The sequence below is a fragment of the Sulfurovum aggregans genome (assembly GCF_055385215.1).
In genome coordinates, this window is sequence record NZ_AP042387.1 from 245,401 (window position 1) to 265,015 (window position 19,615).

At 40.4% G+C, this 19,615-nt stretch carries 16 protein-coding genes; 6 read left to right on the plus strand and 10 right to left on the minus strand.

The window, feature by feature from the left end; all coding sequences use genetic code 11:
- Positions 1-4 precede the first annotated feature (4 nt).
- The 8 genes from pckA to serB form a co-directional block, all read right to left on the minus strand.
- The gene (gene pckA / locus ACZ48W_RS01165; RefSeq protein ID WP_464828988.1) at positions 5-1,597 is read right to left on the minus strand and encodes a phosphoenolpyruvate carboxykinase (ATP); all 1,593 of its coding nucleotides are present in this window, start codon (positions 1,595-1,597) and stop codon (positions 5-7) included.
- A 117-nt stretch (positions 1,598-1,714) separates the two neighbouring features.
- Complete coding sequence (locus ACZ48W_RS01170; RefSeq protein WP_464828990.1) at positions 1,715-3,061, minus strand: sodium ion-translocating decarboxylase subunit beta; 1,347 nt, start codon at positions 3,059-3,061, stop codon at positions 1,715-1,717.
- Between the two features lie 2 nt (positions 3,062-3,063).
- Positions 3,064-4,845 (minus strand): biotin/lipoyl-containing protein, encoded by a 1,782-nt coding sequence (locus tag ACZ48W_RS01175; RefSeq protein ID WP_464828992.1) that lies wholly within the window; start codon positions 4,843-4,845, stop codon positions 3,064-3,066.
- Between the two features lie 15 nt (positions 4,846-4,860).
- Complete coding sequence (locus ACZ48W_RS01180; RefSeq protein ID WP_464828994.1) at positions 4,861-5,097, minus strand: OadG family transporter subunit; 237 nt, start codon at positions 5,095-5,097, stop codon at positions 4,861-4,863.
- A gap of 69 nt (positions 5,098-5,166) precedes the next feature.
- Positions 5,167-6,549 carry a DEAD/DEAH box helicase gene (locus tag ACZ48W_RS01185; RefSeq protein WP_464828997.1) on the minus strand — a complete coding sequence of 461 codons (1,383 nt, stop codon included), beginning with the start codon at positions 6,547-6,549 and terminating at the stop codon, positions 5,167-5,169.
- Between the two features lie 121 nt (positions 6,550-6,670).
- Positions 6,671-7,435, minus strand: coding sequence for an undecaprenyl-diphosphate phosphatase (locus ACZ48W_RS01190; protein WP_464828999.1), 765 nt, complete (start codon positions 7,433-7,435; stop codon positions 6,671-6,673).
- A 44-nt stretch (positions 7,436-7,479) separates the two neighbouring features.
- Positions 7,480-9,258: an ABC transporter ATP-binding protein gene (locus ACZ48W_RS01195; protein ID WP_464829000.1), complete on the minus strand. Its 1,779-nt coding sequence runs from the start codon at positions 9,256-9,258 to the stop codon at positions 7,480-7,482.
- On the minus strand, positions 9,258-9,890 hold the full coding sequence (gene serB / locus ACZ48W_RS01200; RefSeq protein ID WP_464829002.1) for a phosphoserine phosphatase SerB: 633 nt from the start codon (positions 9,888-9,890) through the stop codon (positions 9,258-9,260). The genes ACZ48W_RS01195 and serB overlap by 1 nt, the downstream gene beginning before the upstream one ends.
- A gap of 255 nt (positions 9,891-10,145) precedes the next feature.
- Here serB and ACZ48W_RS01205 point away from each other — a divergent pair, with 255 nt between their 5' ends.
- Both ACZ48W_RS01205 and ACZ48W_RS01210 read left to right on the plus strand, forming a co-directional pair.
- The gene (locus tag ACZ48W_RS01205) at positions 10,146-11,072 is read left to right on the plus strand and encodes a methylenetetrahydrofolate reductase (protein ID WP_464829004.1); all 927 of its coding nucleotides are present in this window, start codon (positions 10,146-10,148) and stop codon (positions 11,070-11,072) included.
- 325 nt (positions 11,073-11,397) lie between these two features.
- Positions 11,398-12,894 carry a DEAD/DEAH box helicase gene (locus ACZ48W_RS01210; RefSeq protein WP_464829006.1) on the plus strand — a complete coding sequence of 499 codons (1,497 nt, stop codon included), beginning with the start codon at positions 11,398-11,400 and terminating at the stop codon, positions 12,892-12,894.
- Between the two features lie 73 nt (positions 12,895-12,967).
- On the opposite strand, the gene ACZ48W_RS01215 is transcribed toward ACZ48W_RS01210, so the two are convergent.
- Positions 12,968-13,498 carry a carboxymuconolactone decarboxylase family protein gene (locus tag ACZ48W_RS01215; RefSeq protein WP_464829008.1) on the minus strand — a complete coding sequence of 177 codons (531 nt, stop codon included), beginning with the start codon at positions 13,496-13,498 and terminating at the stop codon, positions 12,968-12,970.
- 112 nt (positions 13,499-13,610) lie between these two features.
- Between ACZ48W_RS01215 and ACZ48W_RS01220 the strand changes: the two genes are divergently transcribed.
- The gene (locus tag ACZ48W_RS01220; protein WP_464829010.1) at positions 13,611-14,453 is read left to right on the plus strand and encodes a M90 family metallopeptidase; all 843 of its coding nucleotides are present in this window, start codon (positions 13,611-13,613) and stop codon (positions 14,451-14,453) included.
- Here ACZ48W_RS01220 and ftsH read toward each other — a convergent pair.
- Positions 14,437-16,272, minus strand: a complete 1,836-nt coding sequence (gene ftsH, locus ACZ48W_RS01225) for an ATP-dependent zinc metalloprotease FtsH (protein ID WP_464829012.1) — start codon at positions 16,270-16,272, stop codon at positions 14,437-14,439. The two genes, ACZ48W_RS01220 and ftsH, sit on opposite strands and share 17 nt — an antisense overlap.
- Before the next feature lie 194 nt (positions 16,273-16,466).
- On the opposite strand from ftsH, the gene ACZ48W_RS01230 reads away from it, so the two are divergent.
- From ACZ48W_RS01230 to ACZ48W_RS01240, 3 genes are all read left to right on the plus strand, one after another.
- Positions 16,467-17,489: a cytochrome-c peroxidase gene (locus ACZ48W_RS01230; protein WP_464829014.1), complete on the plus strand. Its 1,023-nt coding sequence runs from the start codon at positions 16,467-16,469 to the stop codon at positions 17,487-17,489.
- A gap of 175 nt (positions 17,490-17,664) precedes the next feature.
- Positions 17,665-18,828 (plus strand): NnrS family protein, encoded by a 1,164-nt coding sequence (locus tag ACZ48W_RS01235; RefSeq protein WP_464829017.1) that lies wholly within the window; start codon positions 17,665-17,667, stop codon positions 18,826-18,828.
- A gap of 31 nt (positions 18,829-18,859) precedes the next feature.
- Positions 18,860-19,609 (plus strand): hypothetical protein, encoded by a 750-nt coding sequence (locus ACZ48W_RS01240; RefSeq protein WP_464829019.1) that lies wholly within the window; start codon positions 18,860-18,862, stop codon positions 19,607-19,609.
- Positions 19,610-19,615 lie beyond the last annotated feature (6 nt).

Sequence of the window (19,615 nt, forward strand, 5' to 3'; positions counted from 1 at the left end):
AAGATTAAAGTTGAGGACCTGCTGATGCATAGTCGAATTCATCACCATTATCATCATAACGACGGAAATTTTCCTGGAACATTTTAGCCAATTTTGCAAGCATGGCATCATACTCTGCTTTGTCTTCCCATGTTTCTCTCGGATTAAGCACTTTATTGTCTTTAACACCATCCAGTGCTTTGGGTATTTTAAGATTGAAAGTATCAAGTGTATCAAACTTCGCATCATTGATGGAACCGTTCAAAATACCGTCAATACATGCTCTTGTGTCTTTAATACTCATTCTTTTACCGATACCGTAAGGACCGCCTGTCCAACCGGTATTTACAAGATAGACATTTACACCATGTTCATCTATCTTTTTACCAAGAAGTTTTGCATACACAGTAGGATGCAGTGGTAAGAATGCTTCACCGAAACATGCAGAGAACGTAGCAACCGGTTCAGTGATACCTCTCTCCGTTCCTGCCACTTTAGCTGTATACCCGCTAAGGAAATAGTACATTGCCTGTTCTTTGGTAAGTTTGCTTACCGGAGGAAGTACTCCAAATGCATCTGCCGTAAGGAAGATGATATTATTTGGATGTCCTGCCTGAAGATCCGGCTTATGATTTGCTATGTGTTCTATAGGATAAGATACTCGTGTATTTTCTGTTTTGGAACCATCCGTATAATCTACCTTGCCTGTTGCATCTGCAACAACATTTTCCAAAAGTGCATCTTTGATAATAGCACCATAGATCTCCGGTTCGGATTTAGCATCCAGGTTAATGACTTTTGCATAGCATCCGCCCTCAAAGTTAAATACACCATTATCATCCCAGCCATGTTCATCATCACCTATAAGTGCTCTCTTTGGATCTGTTGAAAGTGTGGTTTTACCTGTACCTGAAAGTCCGAAGAAAAGACATACATCATCATCTTTACCTACATTTGCAGAACAGTGCATAGGGAGTTTACCCTCAAGCGGCAACCAATAGTTCATCATAGAGAAGATACCTTTTTTCATCTCACCGCCATACCAGGTACCACCGATAATAGAAATATTGTCTTCTACATTGAATACCACATAAACATCAGAATTCATTCCGTGTTCTTTATACTTTTCATCTACTGTTTTACATGCATTGTAAACAGTGAAATCCGGTTCAAAATTCTCTAACTCTTCTTCTGTAGGACGAATGAACATATTTTTAACAAAATGCGCCTGCCATGCTACTTCAGAGATAAATCTTATCGATCTTCTACTTGCAGCACTTGCACCTGCAAAAACATCTGTTATATAGATATTTTTACCGGAAAGTTGCGTCAATGTAAGATCCAATAACTCTTCATAGATCTCTTTTTTCATTGGTTTGTTAACATCACCCCAAGCAATATATTGGTTTGAAGGCTCCTGATCTACAAAATATTTATCTTTTGGACTACGTCCTGTGAAGATACCTGTATCACACATTGCTGTGCCTGATGTGGAGATCTTACACTCTCCACTGTTTACTTCGTGCGCTTGCAACTCATCATAACTTAAATTGTAGTAGATATCACCGATATCTTTCAATCCCAGTTTATCAAGTCCGTTGGGCGTTCTGGTACTCATAGTATCCTCTTTTTATACTTTTATTAATTTTTATGCTAAAGCATAAATCAAAAAACACTGTTTTCTGATTTATAATTTAGATGAGAGAGTAAAACGAGTTCACTCTCTCCTACTAGATTATTTAAAGATGGAGAGCAACACACCTGCTGCTACAGCCGAACCGATAACACCGGCCACATTCGGACCCATTGCATGCATAAGCAGAATATTACCCGGTTTTTCTTCAGAACCTACTTTGGAGGCCACACGTGCTGCCATCGGTACCGCAGAAACCCCTGCTGCACCGATAAGTGGGTTAATAGGTTCTTTGGAAAACTTGTTCATAAGCTTTGCCATAAGCACACCTGCAGCAGTTCCTCCTGCAAAAGCAAGAAGACCGATCACCATGATCCCCAATGTTTCTGCTACAAGAAATTTGTCTGCCTGAAGTGTCATACCGACACCAAAACCAAGGAAAATAGTTACAATATTGATAAGAGAGTTTTGCATCTCATTAGACAATCTGTCAACCACACCGGATTCTTTGGCAAAGTTACCAAAAGCAAATGATCCCATAAGCGGTGCAGCGTCAGGCAAGATAAGTGCAATCATCATTACTACGACAAGAGGGAAGATCAATTTCTCCATTCTATGTACTTTTCTTGTTGTTTTCATGACAATCTGACGCTCTTCTTTGGTTGTAAGTGCTCTCATTATCGGCGGCTGTATTACCGGAACCAGTGCCATATAGGAATACGCCGCAACGGCGATAGCACCCAGCATTTCAGGTGCCAAAGCAGAAGCAATAAAGATGGAGGTCGGGCCATCAGCACCACCAATAATACTGATTGCAGCTGATTGCTTCAGTGTGAAGTCAACCATGCCTGTGTATTGGGAAAGTGCCGCTGCCCCTACCAGTGAACCGAAAATTCCAAACTGTGCTGCACCGCCAAGCAGTGCTGTTTTGGGGTTGGAGAGCAAAGGACCGAAGTCTGTCATAGCTCCAACACCCATAAAGATAAGCAGCGGGAAAAATTCATTCGCAATACCCATATTATAGATGATACCAAGCATTCCGTGAGGACCGGTCATATTTGCAATAGGAATATTGGCGAGCAATCCACCAAAAGCAATGGGAAGAAGGAGAAGTGGTTCAAAACCTTTTCCAATAGCTAAATAGAAGAGTACAAAAATAATCAAAAACATGATCACACGTCCCCAACTCTGTGCAAAGTGGGACATTTCCACACCTTGACCATTTTTCACACCGTCTTTAGGATTTACAATGGCATCCAAACCTGTCGTATGAAAGAATGAAATGATCAAGTCTGTCACACTTTTCGGCTGATAGGTCGCCTTTTCCTGTGCAATCAACTGCTCCTGAGTCTTAAACTCAGATGCTGATGCTTGTTCACTCGCTGTTGCTGCATTTGTAAAAAAGGCAAAGGCAAACAGTAACGAGAGTAAAAGATGTTTGAACTTCATACTTACTCCATTGTGGCCAAAAGTTGTGCGTCTGCTACTGCGTCATTGACATTGACATTGATTGAAACAATTTTGCCTGCTTTAGGCGCAGCAATATCGATCTCCATTTTCATTGCTTCAAGAATCATAATAATATCACCTTCTGCAACGGTATCACCCGGGTTTTTAAGGATCTTCCAAACATTGCCCGGTGTCTGGGAAAGGATCTCTTCACTGCCTGTTCCAGCTGCTGCCGGAGCTGCTGACGAAGCCGGAGCTGCTGCTGTTGCAGGAGAAATTTGGATATCACCTTCACCCTCTGCTACCTGTACGCTATATTGTTTACCATCTACTACTACTGTATAATTTCCTGCCATTTCTGCTTCTCCACTATTATTTTTACCTTTTCTTACCATGAGAGGGCCCTCACCCTTCAAGAACGCAATACCCTTTTGATCACATGCACCTGCAATGAAAATGTTTTCATCTGTTGTCTCAAGACCTTCATCTTCAAGTATTTTTTTCCAATGTGCGATAGATTTTGTCTCATCTCTATCTGCAATATCCAAAGGATTTTCAGTTGTCGGTTCCAAGTCAAGTTTTTCAGATGCCAATTTGATGATCTCATCATCTGCCTTGACCGGTGTTTTACCGAAGTAACCAAGTACCATACGTCCGTATCCCGGAGCGATCTGCTTCCATGGACCGAACATCACATTTGCATACGCCTGCTGCCAATAGAACTGACTTACCGGTGTTACAGAGGTGCCATACCCTCCGCGTTCGACCACTTCTTTCATAGCAGCGATCACTTCATCGAATTTTTCCAGATCACCACTGTCTCTCATCATCTGTGTATTGGCTGTTAACGCACCGCCTGGCATAGGTGAGAATGGGATAAGCGGTGATACCTGCGTTGCTTCAGGCGGGATCATATACTCTGCAAGACACTCTTTGAGTCTCTCCTCATATTTGAGGACCTTGTTAAGTTTCAAGTCACCAAGATTATAGTTCGTTCCTTTTGTTGCATGAAGCATCGTAAGGATATCCGGTTGGGATGTCCCGCCGCTTACAGGTGATGCTGCCATATCGATACCATTTGCTCCTGCTTCAAGTGCTGCAAGATAAGAAGCTACAGATACTCCTGCTGTTTCATGTGTATGAAGTCTAAGATGTACACTGTCCCCTAGAAGTTTTCTGGCCATAGCGATCGTTTCATAGACTTTATGCGGATTCGCCGTACCGGATGCATCTTTAAAACAGACGCTGTCAAAAGAGATACCGCTGTCCAAAATATTTCTCAGTGTTTTTTCATAAAAAGCCACATCATGTGCACCTTTACACCCTGGAGGCAGGTCCATCATTGTTACTACCACTTCATGGTTCAATCCATGTTTCTTGATCATTTCAGCAGAAAAAGCAAGATTGTTCACATCATTGAGTGCATCAAAGTTACGTACTGTCGTAGTACCGTGTTTTTTGAACATTTTGGCAAAGAGATCGATCATCTCACGGCTGCCGGTGTCAAGCATTACTGTATTAATACCGCGTGAAAGTACCTGCAGGTTTGCATCCGGGCCAACGATCTCCCTGAAATTATCCATCATTTCGAATGCATTTTCCTGAAGATAAAAGAAAAGAGACTGGAATCTTGCTCCGCCACCAAATTCAAAGTGTGTAATACCTGCTTGTTTCGCTGCTTCTACTGCAGGGAAAAAGTCATCCATAAGGACACGCCCGCCAAAGACAGATTGAAATCCGTCTCTAAAAGTCGTGTCCATTACATCAATATATTTTTTAGCCATTTATGATACCTTAGTTTACGATTTATTTTTACGAAATTCTGCAACAGCTGCAACAATTGCTGCCACATGATGTGCTTCTTCTGTAGCATGATTGGAAGAGGAAGGCACTTCTGGTGCTTTCTCGGGGAAGTATTTATTGATAATTTTAGCCTGAAGCTTCATTATCTGAACAAGTACAACAAGGAATACAAAGACGATCAACATCCCTAATACCATGAATTTTAGGCTCTCGCCTACTAAATTAATTTCCATACGGACACCTTCTTATTTAGTTTTCAAATTTTAAAACAGTTTTGCTTGCTGTTAGTTAAAAAAGAAGAATTATCTTCTCTTTTTTCTACGATTGTTATTTCGTGTAGCTTTTTGTCCACTCATATACCCCTGTAGCATCTCATCAACAGTATTCTGATCAAATCCTATCTGTGAACCTACATTATCTTGTTCTTTCTCTATAAAACAGGATATCAGCTTCTCCAAAAGCAACTCTTTATCCATATCTCCCATATATGAGATCAATGATCGGGCATCATTATGAACAGGCATAGCTCTAATTTGCTCAGCCAAATATTCAAGACCGGCTTCATCGATGCCTTCTCCTCCCTGCATGGTAGCCAGACGCATCTGGGCTCCTACCTCTTTTTGGATACGTTGCAACTCTCTGAATTCTTCAGTCGTTACAAGGGTGATCGCCTGGCCGCTTTTTCCTGCACGCCCTGTACGTCCAATACGGTGTACATAGCTTTGCGGATCGAATGGAATATGATAGTTGAAAACATGTGTGACATCTTTTACATCCAGTCCACGGGCAGCCACATCTGTAGCCACCATGATCTTTGTCTCCCCTCTCCTGTATCCCTTGATCACTGTTTCTCTGTCCATCTGTTCAAGATCGCCATGCAAGCCTGCTGCATTGAATCCTAAAGCACGTAAATGTTCGGTCAGTCTGTCTACCTCTCTTTTCATACGACAGAAGATAATACATTTATTCGTATCCTCTGTTTCAAGAAGTTTTACGATCGCTTCATCTCTCTGGTTCTCATTGATCACATAATAGCGTTGGTCAATGACATTATTGGTTGTCTCTTCATCTCCTACTACAGAGATGAATTCCGGTTGATACAGAATATGGTTTGCAAGCTCTTTAATAGGCTCCGGCATGGTTGCAGAAAAAAGCAGTGTCTGTCTGTTCTGAGGGATATACTCAAAGATCTCTTTGATCTCTTCCAAAAAACCCATATCAAGCATCTCATCTGCTTCATCAAGTACTACTATCTCAGGGTTAAAGACATCGATCTTACCTTTTTTGTAAAGGTCTTTCAGTCTTCCCGGTGTTGCTACAACGATCTGTACCCCTTTATGGATAAGTGCGATCTGACGGCCATAGCCTACACCACCGTAGACTGTAAGTGTTCTAATACCTGCAAAACGTCCAAGATGATAAAGTTCATCTGCAACCTGTGTCGCAAGCTCTCGTGTAGGCGTAATGACCAACGCTCTCTCAATCTCACCTTTGGCAAGTTTATCCATCATAGGAAGGCCGAATGCCGCTGTCTTTCCTGTTCCTGTATGAGCCTGTCCTACCAGATCACTACCATTTTTAATGATAGGTATCGCCATCTCCTGAATGGGACTCGGCTCTTTAAAACCTGCTATCTTCACCCCTTTAGCTATATCGCGGTGAAAATCAAATTCGTTAAATTTCATAATATATGACCTTCATAATAAATGTCCAAAAATATTTTTTTGAACTTAATGAAATTTCTCGTAAGAAATTTTATAAATTCAATACTTGTCGTAGAGGTTAAGCTCTGTCTGTCCCTACAAATCAGATCAGCATTAACAGAATGATCCCAAAAATAATCCTATAAATACCAAATGCAACAAATGTAAACCGTTGTATAAAGGCAAGGAAAAGTTTAATGGTAAGATATGCCACAACAAATGCTGTAATAAAACCTATCACAAACGCACCCCAATTTGCATCGGCAAACTCTTGATAGTGTTTAAGCAAGTCATAGCCACTGACTGCTGCCATAACTGGAATTGCAAGCAAAAAAGAAAATTCTGCAGAGGCTTTTCTGTCAAGCCCTGTCAAAAGCCCACCAATGATAGTCGCTCCTGCTCTGCTTGTCCCTGGTATGAGTGAAAATATTTGTGCGATACCTATCCATAGTGCTTGCATAGTACTTGTCTTTTCCACATCCTTCACATGTATCTCTTTCTCTTTATAAAAATACTCCACCACAAGAAACACGATACCACCTATAATAAACATCCATGCTACCGTTTGAACATTAAAAAGTGTTTTGATCTGATCTTTGAAAATAAAGCCGACTATGGCAAGAGGGAGGAAAGCAACAAACAGTTTTACCCAGAGATCTATCTTTTTAAATGTGATCTTCTCTTTATAAATGAGCATCACTGCCAAGATAGCAGCAAATTGGATAATCACTTCATAGGCTTTGGTCACGGCATCTTGAGAAACACCCAGAAATTCACTTGCAACGATCATATGGCCTGTTGAAGAGATGGGTAAAAACTCTGTAAACCCTTCGATAATACCAATGATTATCGCTTGAAAAATATCCACTAACTTTATCCTTAAGATGGGTACCCACAAGGGGTACCCCTACACTATATCATACTACTAAAGTAGCTCTCATCTTTAGTCAATAGTTCTTTTGGTATTCCACTATCAACTACATAACCATCTTCCAACACATAGATGAACTCAGCACTTTTAATCGTGCTGAGTCTATGTGCAATGGTGATGACTGTTTTATCTGCCAAAAAACTCTGAAGTGCTTCAAAGAGTTTAGCTTCTGTATGGACATCAAGTGCCGAGGTGGATTCATCGAAAATAACCACCTTCGGATCAGAGAGAACCATTCTTGCAATAGCTACTCTTTGCCTCTGTCCTCCACTCAGCTTGATACCGTCTTTCCCCACAAGAGTATCAAGCCCTAACTCTAAACGCTCTATGACATTATCAAGCTGTGCGATATGCAGTGCATTTTTTATCTGCACGTCACTGTAAGCTTTCCCAAGCGTTAGATTAAAACGCATTGTATCATTAAAGAGTTTAGGATGTTGTAAAATGAGATGAATATTTTCCCGGATCGTTGAAAGTTTCAATACTTTATTGGAAACATCTCCATAAAGTATCTCACCCTCGTCTAGTGGATAAAAGCCTACAAGTATGTTTGCCAAAGTAGTCTTTCCGCTCCCGCTGGCACCGACGATAGCTACTTTAGAAGCTTTAGGTATCTTTATATTAATATTTTCTAATATAGGTTTATTTTCCAGATATGAAAAAGAGAGATTCTTCACTTCTATTCCAATGGAACCCGGACTTTCAAAAGGATCAGTATCCTGCTCCACAAGAAGTTCCTGTTCCATCTCGTATATACTGTTGATACGTTTACAGGCAGCTTTGGCCGTGGCAAGGACATACTGAAAGTTGATAATATCCTGTGTAGGAGAGACCATTACCCATAGATAGGAAAAAATAGCAAGCATCAACCCGACACTCAGATCACTATATGCCACAGCCAGAATACTCACTGCTCTAAAAACTTCATATCCAGCCAGAAATACCAAATATGAGAACTTGATGGCAGCATCACTCTTATAACCATAGTTTACAGAGTGTTCTTTTAACTCTTTTGCTTTGGCTTCACTCTGTTTAAAGAAATACTCTTCTTTGTTGGCTGCACGTATTTGATGGAAAAGTTCAAGCGTCTCGGTCAGGGAAGACTGGAAAAGCTCTACGGCTTTGTTCTCCTCTTTTTTAAGCTTACCGATATTTCGGGACAACTTTACAGTAAAAAGTACTACAATCGGATTGGTGATCAGAATGAACAGTGCGAGTTGCCAATGTATCCAAAGCAATACCACAGCAGAGAATACCAGTATCAGTACAGCAACAATAAGTTTAGAGATAGTGGAACTGACAAAACCGTCTATCGTTTCTACATCTGTAACAAGTTTGGAAGTGACTGCCCCTACTCTTATCATCTCATACTCTTTGAGTGAAACTCTTTTAAGATGGCGGAGTAAAGATTCCCTCATTTTATAAGTAATATTTTTTGATATAGAAACAAAGATCTTAGTCTGAACTATCGACAGAAGCGTACTTAGTGCACGCAAGATCAAGATGAGAGCCAAAATACCGAGTACATACCCTTTGGTATCTGTCGTCCAGAAATGTTCAGAGATAAAAGAGATGAAATGGTCGTCTTTTCCTAAAAGAAGTTCATCCACCAGCAGAGGAATAAAAAGTGGTATGATCACCACAAGCAGTGTAGCAAGGATGGCGATTATATTACCAAAGATAAGTTCTTTTTTATGCTGTAGCAACTGCCCTACTATGCTTTTGATACTACAAAAGTGTGTAGGGTTTTTCTCTTTCATTAAAGCGTGTCTACGATGTCAAGTATTAGTGTCAAGTCTTTTTCCTCCACACAATGTGTTGCAGCCTCTTTGAGTACTGACTTTGCACAAAATGCCACTCTGGTATCTGCATGGGCAAACATACTAAGATCATTGGCTCCATCCCCCACTACAAGAGTATCTTCACGTGAGATGCCCAGTAATCTTTGCATACGGACTATCATATCTCCTTTGGCATCAGAGTACATCATCTCTCCACCTACTCTACCGGTGAGTATTCCATTCTCGTCATGTAAAAAGTTTGAAAAGTCTGCATCTAAGTCTAAGGCTTTTGCCGCCGGTGCTGTTGCATTTCTGAATCCGCCAGAGAAACAGACTACAGTATAGCCACGTTCTTTAAGCCCTGCCACTACTTCTGAGGCACCGGGCATCATAGGAAGATCCGCACAGATCGCATCTACTTTAGCTTTTTCCAAACCTTCCAAAAGCGCAACTCTGGCTACAAGTGATTTGAAAAAGTCCATCTCTCCCGCCATAGCACGTTCTGTAATAGATGCTACTTGTTCTTCCAGTCCCAGCGATGCTGCCAAAAAGTCGATGGTTTCACCATCCATCAGTGTTGAATCGAAGTCAAATACGGCTAGTTTTTTCATCATGTGTCCTATTGATATTTATAAATATATTATTGTTTTTTTGTCATTCTCGTGCTTGTACCTAAAGGTAGTCATTTCAATAACACGGGATCTGGAGTTTAGCAAACTGTGAATCTTAGATATCCTCTGTCGTTTAAATTCCAGATTCCCGGTCGTAGTCGGGAATGACAAGATGCATATTGTATTTTAGAAATGAATACTTATGCTTATTTTGGCTAAAATTATACCTAATAAACCAAAAATAAGAGTAAATTCATGTTTGAAAAATTTTGCGACATCCTTTGTAGTGATAAAAAGTTCATCACCGTTGAGATCAATCCGCCTCACGGGGCATCTATCGACGGTATTTTAGAAGATATCAGGAAACATAAACTCCATGAGAAAGTCACAGGTTTTTCATGTACTGACAATCCTCTTGCCAAACTCAAAATGTCAGGAGTTCTCTCTGCCATCAAAGTACAGCAGGCATTTAATAAACCTGTCATTGCCACAATGAGTATGAGAGACAAAAACAAACTCTCACTGCAGTCTACTCTGCTTGGAGCAAATGATTTTGACCTGCGTTGCATTTTGGCTCTTACGGGTGACCCTGCAAAGTTCTCAGATCAACCGGAGGTAAAAGGGGTACTGGAGCGTGACTCTACCCTGCTTCTAAGCATTATCTACCACCTTAACAACGGTGTGGACTACTCAAACAAAGCACTCAACCCTGCTCCTAAGCCCATCTACCCTTTTGCAGTAAGTAACGCATATGCGAAAGATATGAAAAATCTTCAAAAACGTATGGTTAAAAAGCTCAACTACGGTGCAAGAGCCATCATCACCCAACCGGTCTATGACCTGGAGAATGCCAAAGAGTTGCTTGCACTCTTTGAAGAGGCAAAAGAGATGAGCATAAGAGACACTGCCAAAGAAGCGCACCTCATACTGGGACAGTTCCCTATAGTAAGAGCCAGAACAGCCAATTTCATAGATGACAAGGTCCCTGGCATCTCTGTACCTAAAGATATTATAGATGAAATGAACCTTGCTGCTATGGATGGAGAAGAGAAACAACAGGAGGTAGGTTTTGCCCTTTCCAAGCGTATTTTTGATGACATCATGAAAGAACACGGAAAAGTACATTTAATGACACATAATCGCTTTGATCTGTGTTCGGAGCTGATAGGAGAAGGAGAATAGATCTCTATTTTGAGATTTTAGCTCGCTTCCCTAGCTTTTTCCAAATAATCCTGCTATAATTCCGAACTTTTCTGCAAGAGAGTATCAAACTCCTTATTTGGGATAAACACTATCTCCTCTATTTTCCGCGATTTAACCGTGTGACACAGTTTGGTATCAGCTGCATAAAACAGGGTTTATATCTCTTAATAAAAATATTTATCTTTCTCAACTTGATTAAGGATCTAATGGCTTTACTGCCTATAATAGTTGGATCTGGGTATCAGGCAAGAAGATGACGGATATAAAAGAATCAAACCCCACTATTTTACTATAAAGAAACAATATGAAATTTACTGACTTTAACCTCAAAGAAACAATACAAGCTGCCGTAACAGAAGCCGGATTCACAGAACCAAGCCCCGTACAGAAAGATGCTATACCTTTAGTTTTAGAAGGTCACGACATGATCGCTCAGGCACAGACAGGTACAGGTAAAACTGCTGCTTTTGGTCTGCCTATCATGAGTATGATGAAAGCCGATGGTTCTGTAGAAGGACTTGTTATCGTTCCTACACGTGAACTTGCAATGCAGGTAAGTGATGAGCTTTTCCGTTTTGGTAAACTCTCTGGACTTAAAACTGCTACAGTCTATGGTGGCACACCGTATGGAAAACAGATAGAGCGTATCAAACAGGCTTCTATCGTGGTAGCGACACCTGGTAGACTTCAAGATTTGCTTATGAGCGGAAAAATTAAAATCAATCCTCAATTCGTTGTACTTGATGAAGCGGATGAGATGCTTGATATGGGTTTCCTCGATGAGATCAAAAACATCTTTACCTTTCTTCCAAAAGAGCGTCAGACACTTATGTTCTCAGCGACTATGCCAAAAGGCATCAGAAAACTTGCAGAGCAGATCCTGAAAGATCCTAAGACTGTTTCTATCACAAAATCAGAGAGTACGAACTCTAAGATCACTCAACTTTACTACGTGGTACAGGAAAAAGAGAGAGATGATGCACTTGTAAGACTCATCGATTATAAGAACCCTACTAAGTGTATTATCTTCTGTCGTATGAAAAAAGAGGTGGATAGACTCGTAGCGCACATGACAGCACAAGGATTCAAAGTATCCGGTCTTCATGGTGACATGGAACAGAAGCAAAGAGAAGTAACCATCAGAGCATTTAAACAAGGCGGTATCGATATCTTCATCGCTACCGATGTTGCTGCCCGTGGACTTGACGTAAATGATGTAACACATGTATTTAACTACCACATTCCTTTTGACTCGGAGAGTTATGTTCACCGTATCGGTCGTACAGGACGTGGCGGCAAGTCTGGTGAAGCGATCACTTTGGTAAGTCCAAATGAGCTTAGAACGATTAAACGTATTGAAAAAGATGTAGGCGCAAAACTTATAACACAAGTGATCCCGACACGTATGGAAGTACAAAACAACCGTTCAGACGAGCTTATTGCTAAGATCGCTCAAACTCAGGTAACTGAAAAAGCGATAGAACTTGTTAAAACACTTCAGCATGATCTTGACATTGTAACAATCGCACATCTTTTAGCTTCTATGGTACAGAGTGAGATCTCAGTCAAAGGTAAAGACAACATCGGTCTTGGTCTTGAAGAGATCGAACTTCTCATTGAACGTGCAATGCAAAACAGAGGCGGTGGAGGCGGTGGTCGTAACCGTGGTCGCGGTGGTTTCCGTGGAAACAGCAGACGTAGAAGTGGCGGAGGCAGCGGTGACCGTAACAGACATGGACGTAACGGACGCAGCGGTGGTGGTCGTGACAGCCGTAATGGCGGTCAGGGTAGCAGAGGGTAAACCTACTCTCCTTACTCTGGGGGGGGGATATATATTTCCCCTTTACTCTTTTATTGCAAAACCACTTTTTAGTTTATTTCCCCAACCCAAACACATTTGAAAGCGTATTGATATAGTTGAAATATCCTGTGATAGCAACGGCTTCAAGGATCTGTGCTTCACTGTAACCTGCCTCTTTTACGGCATCAACATCCTCTTGCATCATCTTATAGCTGTCTTTCTGTGAAGCCCTGATACAAAATCTTAAAAGTGTCTTCTCACTTTCTTCACACTGTATGGCATCTACACCCTCAAGTACTTCTTGCACCTGTGCTTCACTCATACCAAGCATCTTTGCAATATTTTTATGGACATCTACACACATTTTACAGCCATTATCAATCGAGATAAGCAAAGCAATACGCTCTTTGGTACTATACGGTAAAAGCGTCTCTTTAAGCAAATAATCCTGCACCATGTTATCTGTAGCATTATAGATATCTTTATTGAGTGCGATAAGTTCGAAAATTTCCCCTAGTTTACCTGTCTTCTCTAAAATTTGTTTCGCTTTTTCCTGGATCGTTGGATCCATTTCTTCATAGCTGCACAATTTGATATATGCCATTGTTAATTCCTTTTTCAATAAATAATTATAGATAAATATTATAACTATCTAAACATTATATTTAAATTTTTTACCTAACTTTTGTTATGATGTAGTATCTAAAAGGGTATACATGGCTTATTATCTTCTACTGATACAACTTCTTTTTGCCTTACTTGCACTCTTTCTTTTTTGGCAAAGTGTAAAGTATTTTCATCGAATGTGGCGATATAAAAGACTTATCTCCACACCCTTTCCAAGATCGTATGAAACCATACTTCAAAACATACACCAATACAAAGTCCTATCACCCATATATAAAGAAAAAATCCATCTTTTGATCCTGCTCTTTATAGATCAAAAAGAGTTTATTGGGGCAAAAATGACCATCAACGATGAGATCAAAGTCATCATCGCATTTTATGCCTGCTTGATGAGGCTTGGATTTGAACCAGGTGAAAAAGACCATGTCAGTACGATCATTGTCTACCCGGAACACTTCATTGTGAACGAAACACACTCAAGTGGCGGTATTTACCATGATGAAACATCCGTGTTGGAAGGCCAATCCGCCAACGGCACGGTAGTGATCTCATGGCAGGATATAAAACATTATATAGCACAGCAGCAAAAAGAGAATGTCATCATCCATGAGTTTGCCCATGAATTGGATTTTGAAGATGGCTTTGCGGATGGTACACCTGTTTTGGAAGATTCGAACTATCACAGATGGTCTGAAGTCTTCTCTGAAACCTTTGATCTATTACGTAATCAGGCTCACAATGAGGAAAGTGCAGGAAAAATCACACTTTTAGGCACATATGCATTAACAAATGAAGCAGAGTTTTTTGCTGTATGCAGTGAACGTTTTTTTGAAGCACCCAACGAACTCAAAGCGTATTTTCCCGATATCTATCAAGAGCTCAAACTCTTTTACAGACTTGATTCACAACAGTTATTTAAAGATCTACAATAGACCTGATCTCATCTGCATAGATCATCTCTTTTTCTATCAATTCGTTTGAGAGAGCCACAATCTCTTTTTTATGCGCCTCAAGAAGTTCTCCAACCTCTTTCTCTTTCTCTGAGATTATCCTTCGTACTTCATCATCTATCAGTTTTGCTGTTGCTTCACTGAAATCTTTTGGCATTGCCATTTCACGCCCCAGGAAGACATGTTCTTCACCTTTTTGATAATAGACCGGTCCCAATTCTTTGCTCATACCCCACTGGCTGACCATATGTGTTGCCAGGTTGGTTGCGTCTTTAAGATCATTGGCAGCACCGGATGAGAGATCACCGAGCAGTGTGAGCTCAGCAACCCTTCCTCCAAGCATCACCCCTATCTTATCCAGCAGATAAGCCTGAGGGAAATTTTTGATATCTTTTAGCGGTAGTTGTTCTGTCATACCCAGTGCCTGTCCCCTGGGTATGATACTGACTTTCTCTATAGGGTCCGCATGTTCTAAAAGCAGTGCAGCTAAAACATGACCACTTTCATGGATAGCCACTCTTTTTTTATCTTTTTCATCCAAGACAAACTCCTGTTCAACTCCCATGACAATACGGTCACGTGCATAGAATAGATCTTCTTGTGAAACTTCTTCCTTGTTTTCTCTCGCAGCATGCATCGCTGCTTCGTTGACCAGGTTTGCCAGATCGGCACCACTGAAACCGATACACATCTTTGCTATCTTATTCAATTCTACCGAGCTGTCCATATGTACTTTTCGTGTATGAATATTCAGGATCATTTCCCGTGCTTGAATATCCGGCAGACTAAGTGTTATCTTTCGATCAAATCTTCCAGGTCTCAAAAGTGCAAAGTCCAAAACATCAGGTCGATTGGTGGCTGCAAGGACCACAACTTTTTCATCAGTCTCAAATCCATCCATTTCAGCCAGGATCTGATTGAGGGTTTGCTCTTTCTCATCATGACCGCCACCGATCCCAGCCCCTCTTGCCCGGCCTACAGAATCAAGCTCATCAATAAAAATAATAGAGGGGGCTTCCGTTTTGGCAGTTTTAAACAGATTACGTACCCTTGCGGCACCCACACCTACAAACATCTCTACAAATTCAGAACCGCTGATAGAAAAGAAAGGCACATCCGCTTCCCCCGCTACTGCCTTTGCCAATAAAGTCTTTCCTGTACCTGGTGCCCCCATCAGCAGTATTCCTCTGGGGATCTTGGCACCTATTTTTTCATATTTTTCAGGATTTTTTAAAAAATCAACCACTTCATAGAGCTCTATTTTTGCATTTTCAACACCGGCTACATCATTAAAGGTGATTTTGATCTTCTTTTTAACGTATTTTTTTGCAGTTGAACGCATAAAATCAAATGGGTTACCGCCCATACCGCCTAACTGCTCTTTGATACGACGTGAGCCATAGAGTATAAATCCCAAAAATAAAAATAACGGCAGTAACAAAATAAACATAACCCAAAAATTTGACTCTTTTTGAGACTTGACATGAATATCAACTTGGTTTTTTTCCAGTAACGCTAAAAATGTTTTATCCTCAAAAGGGGGGAGTGTTGTCTTTAAATATCTTGGTTTTTCATCTATGTGTACCTTCACAGATCCTACAACCTGGTCTTTATCGATCCAAATCTCTTTGATAATATTTTGTTCAACTCTGCTTTTGAAATGGTTATAAGAGAGTGTCTGAGTTTGACCTTGCGATGTAACATAATAATATACTTCAAACACAATCATTATTACAATAATAGCAAGCCATAGATTCACAAAGGGATTGAATTTTTTATTAGGAATCGGTTCTTTTTTCATTTGTACTCCCTTTAGGAATGCGTAGATAGTATTATTGTACCCAAAAATCAATATACATGTCATCATCCATTAAAATATAAAATTTTATTAGATATTTTTTATTATTAGATACTTTTTAAGTAATAATATTAATTATCTATTAAGAGGATTTGTCTTATAATTAGTCCACATAAAAAATATAAGAGGAGAAAATGATGAAAATCTTTAAATTCATAGGAATGTCACTCTTGGCATCTTCATTACTACTGGGAGCATCTGACATTGCAGATAAGGCTTCCAAGGCTGGACTAAAGGCTATTCCTACAGATAAAGCAGAGCTTATGAAGCTGATCGATCCGAACAAAACGATCACAGATGCAAGGGTTGAACTGGGGAAAAAACTTTACTTTGAACCTAGACTCTCAAAAAGCGGGATCATTTCCTGTAATACCTGTCATAATCTTGGGCTCGGCGGAGTTGACGGAGTACCTGCAGCCGTTGGACATCAGTGGAAAGCAAATCCACATCACCTAAATTCACCAACCGTGTATAATGCTGTATTCTTCAAGGCTCAGTTCTGGGACGGAAGAAGCCCTCATCTTGAAGACCAGGCACAGGGTCCTATGCAGGCAGCCCCGGAAATGGCAGCTCCAAAATCACTTGTTGAAGAGAGGATCAATTCTATTCCTGCGTATGTAGAAGCATTTCAAAAAGCTTACGGGAAAGAGGTAAAAGTAGATTTTGAAACGATCACATCCACTATCGGTATCTTTGAAAGAACACTGGTTACACCATCAAGATTCGATGACTTCCTTAATGGTAAGAAAGATGCACTGACAGATGCAGAAAAAGAGGGTCTCAATACCTTTATAGACAAAGGCTGTGCAAGCTGCCATACAGGTATCGCACTCGGTGGAACCATGCAGCCGTTTGAACTTGCTGCCAAATACAAATTTGGAAATGTAGGTGACTTTAAAGGTGATGCAAAAGGGATGGTAAAAACACCGACACTCAGAAACATCACAGAGACTGCTCCATATTTCCATAACGGTGCCATCTGGAATCTGGCAGATGCAGTCAAAGAGATGGGAAGTACACAACTCGGCATCAAGATCTCAGATGAAGAAGCAGCCAAGATCGTTACTTTCTTTGGTGCATTAGAGGGAAGAAAACCTGCCATTACATACCCGCAACTTCCAAAAAGTACAGCTAAAACACCTAAACCTGATTTTAAATAATCTGAAAACTCCTACTTTTGTAGGAGTACATATTTATAGTTTTCCTGAACAGGTCAGGCTTTTAAAGTTCTTCTTACTTCCCCTATAGTACTCCAAGCCCAGGAAAAGATCGTTCAGGAAACCTCTCTTTTAGTATCTTTTGCTATGATGCAATATTCTTAAGACAAGGCTTCATATGAAAGAACACTATTTTTTTTCTCAACCCCATCAACCCTTTTTTGTCCTGGCATTCGTGAATGCTATTGTTACTATGCTACTCTTTATGCTTAGCTATAAAGGTGTATTGACATTGACCATGATACCCTCATCTTTTCATGCCTATAGTCTTATATTTTTACTTTTTACTCCTGCTTTTCTGGCATTTATCTTTACCACATTCCCTCGTTTCTCAAGTACACCTGCCATTGAGAAGTCCCTCTATCTTAAAGTATTTGGACTTTTTGCTGTTGGGACTCTTTTATTTATTATAGGTGCACTGGTAAGCACCATCGTTTACAAGTTGGGAATGCTACTCCTTTTAGGAGCACATTTCTGGGCTATAAAGATCCTGTACAACATCTTCAACAACTCACAGATGGAAGACAAGCATGATATTTTCTGGATACTTTCAGCGATGCTCTTTGGTTTTATTTCTCATCTGCTTTTTATCGTGGGTGAGTCTTTTTGGAACCCTTTGCAAAGCTTTGCTATACAGGTAGGCATCTACCTCTACCTCTTTCTGGTTGCTTTTTCTGTAGCACAACGTATGGTGCCGTTCTTTTCTCACTGCATGGTAGATAAAAATATGCATCTTCTTAAAGTAGTCACTCTGCTTTTAGTTGCACATATCATCTTAGAAACCATACTCCCTCACCTCTCTTTCATTGCTGATTTTGCACTTACCTACATCATTGCCAAAGAACTTTTCAGATGGAATCTTCCTTTTCCAAATCCTAATCCCCTGCTTTGGATCCTCCATCTTGCGCTCTACTGGATACCCGTAGCCTTTCTCTTTGGAGGGATGAGCAACCTTACCTCTTTGATCAATGGTACATCCTTCCTCTTTTTAGATATCCATATCCTTATGCTTGGCTTTGTCTTTACCATACTCATAGGCTTTGGAACGCGTGTCACCATAGGTCACTCCGGAAATATAATGCAGGCAGATATGTGGGAGAAAGTACTTTTCAACTGGACACAGGTCGTGGTAGTGATGCGTCTGTTTACCTCTATGGCAGCCGCATGGGGGTGGAACTTTATGGTACTCTTTGATATTTCTGTAACAGTATGGCTCCTGATGTTCATTCTATGGGCCATACGTTTCTTTGCGGTTCTTATCAAAGGTAAAAAGTTAACGTAGAGTACGCTCTAAAATTTGCTATAATGCATTCATGAAAATATTACTAGTCATCACCTTACTGGTCCAACTCCTTTGCTCTGCAACCCCCGAACAGGTAGAACGTTACCTTAGCATTTCCAATGCTGAGGAAGAACTGATCGAGCTTGAGGCTCAGTTCTCCAGAATGCAGAACAATTTCCAATCATTAGATACCAATACTTCAGAAGAAAAAGAAACTTACGATATGCAGATGCTTTCTATCCGTTTTAGAGAGTACATTCAAAAAGCACTGAGTGAAGATGAGATGAAAGAGATTCTTCAGAACTACAGAAATGTCATACTTTTACAGTTTGTTTCAGCAAGCAGTGTCACAGAAACTGATCCCAAAGAAATAGAAGCATATATCAAAACACTTGAAGAGAGTGAATCCTCTTCAGGACGTATTGACCTTGTAGAAAAGATCAATAAAAAACTCAATAATAAAGAATCTATGGTACTTATGTTCGATGAGCTCATAAAACCTCTCATGCAGGCTGCTCCGGGCGGGCAAAATCTGGATGAAGCATATATGAAGAAGAGCAGAGAGAATTATCTGAAATCTATGGTAGAGAGTGCAAAAAAAGAAACGCTGTTCGCCACCAAAGAGTTTACGATGGAGGAGCTTGAAGCACTGCTTAAAATAGCACAAACCCCAGCCATAGACCACGAAATGAAAGCGCTCTATGGTGGTATGGCATATGCTCTTAAAGAATTTTTTCTCTCTCTGGCCAGCAGATACGACATCAGCAAACATCAAAGATAAATGAGT

Bases quoted from the DNA above. Each gene is read 5' to 3' on its own strand.
- ACZ48W_RS01240 (WP_464829019.1), top strand. From the start codon at position 18,860: ATGAAAATATTACTAGTCATCACCTTACTGGTCCAACTCCTTTGCTCT.
- ACZ48W_RS01215 (WP_464829008.1), bottom strand. From the start codon at position 13,498: ATGGCATATATCAAATTGTGCAGCTATGAAGAAATGGATCCAACGATC.
- ACZ48W_RS01220 (WP_464829010.1), top strand. From the start codon at position 13,611: ATGGCTTATTATCTTCTACTGATACAACTTCTTTTTGCCTTACTTGCA.
- ACZ48W_RS01235 (WP_464829017.1), top strand. From the start codon at position 17,665: ATGAAAGAACACTATTTTTTTTCTCAACCCCATCAACCCTTTTTTGTC.
- ACZ48W_RS01210 (WP_464829006.1), top strand. From the start codon at position 11,398: ATGAAATTTACTGACTTTAACCTCAAAGAAACAATACAAGCTGCCGTA.
- ACZ48W_RS01170 (WP_464828990.1), bottom strand. From the start codon at position 3,061: ATGAAGTTCAAACATCTTTTACTCTCGTTACTGTTTGCCTTTGCCTTT.
- ACZ48W_RS01230 (WP_464829014.1), top strand. From the start codon at position 16,467: ATGAAAATCTTTAAATTCATAGGAATGTCACTCTTGGCATCTTCATTA.
- pckA (WP_464828988.1), bottom strand. From the start codon at position 1,597: ATGAGTACCAGAACGCCCAACGGACTTGATAAACTGGGATTGAAAGAT.
- ACZ48W_RS01180 (WP_464828994.1), bottom strand. From the start codon at position 5,097: ATGGAAATTAATTTAGTAGGCGAGAGCCTAAAATTCATGGTATTAGGG.
- ACZ48W_RS01195 (WP_464829000.1), bottom strand. From the start codon at position 9,258: ATGAAAGAGAAAAACCCTACACACTTTTGTAGTATCAAAAGCATAGTA.
- ACZ48W_RS01175 (WP_464828992.1), bottom strand. From the start codon at position 4,845: ATGGCTAAAAAATATATTGATGTAATGGACACGACTTTTAGAGACGGA.
- ftsH (WP_464829012.1), bottom strand. From the start codon at position 16,272: ATGAAAAAAGAACCGATTCCTAATAAAAAATTCAATCCCTTTGTGAAT.
- ACZ48W_RS01185 (WP_464828997.1), bottom strand. From the start codon at position 6,549: ATGAAATTTAACGAATTTGATTTTCACCGCGATATAGCTAAAGGGGTG.
- serB (WP_464829002.1), bottom strand. From the start codon at position 9,890: ATGAAAAAACTAGCCGTATTTGACTTCGATTCAACACTGATGGATGGT.
- ACZ48W_RS01205 (WP_464829004.1), top strand. From the start codon at position 10,146: ATGTTTGAAAAATTTTGCGACATCCTTTGTAGTGATAAAAAGTTCATC.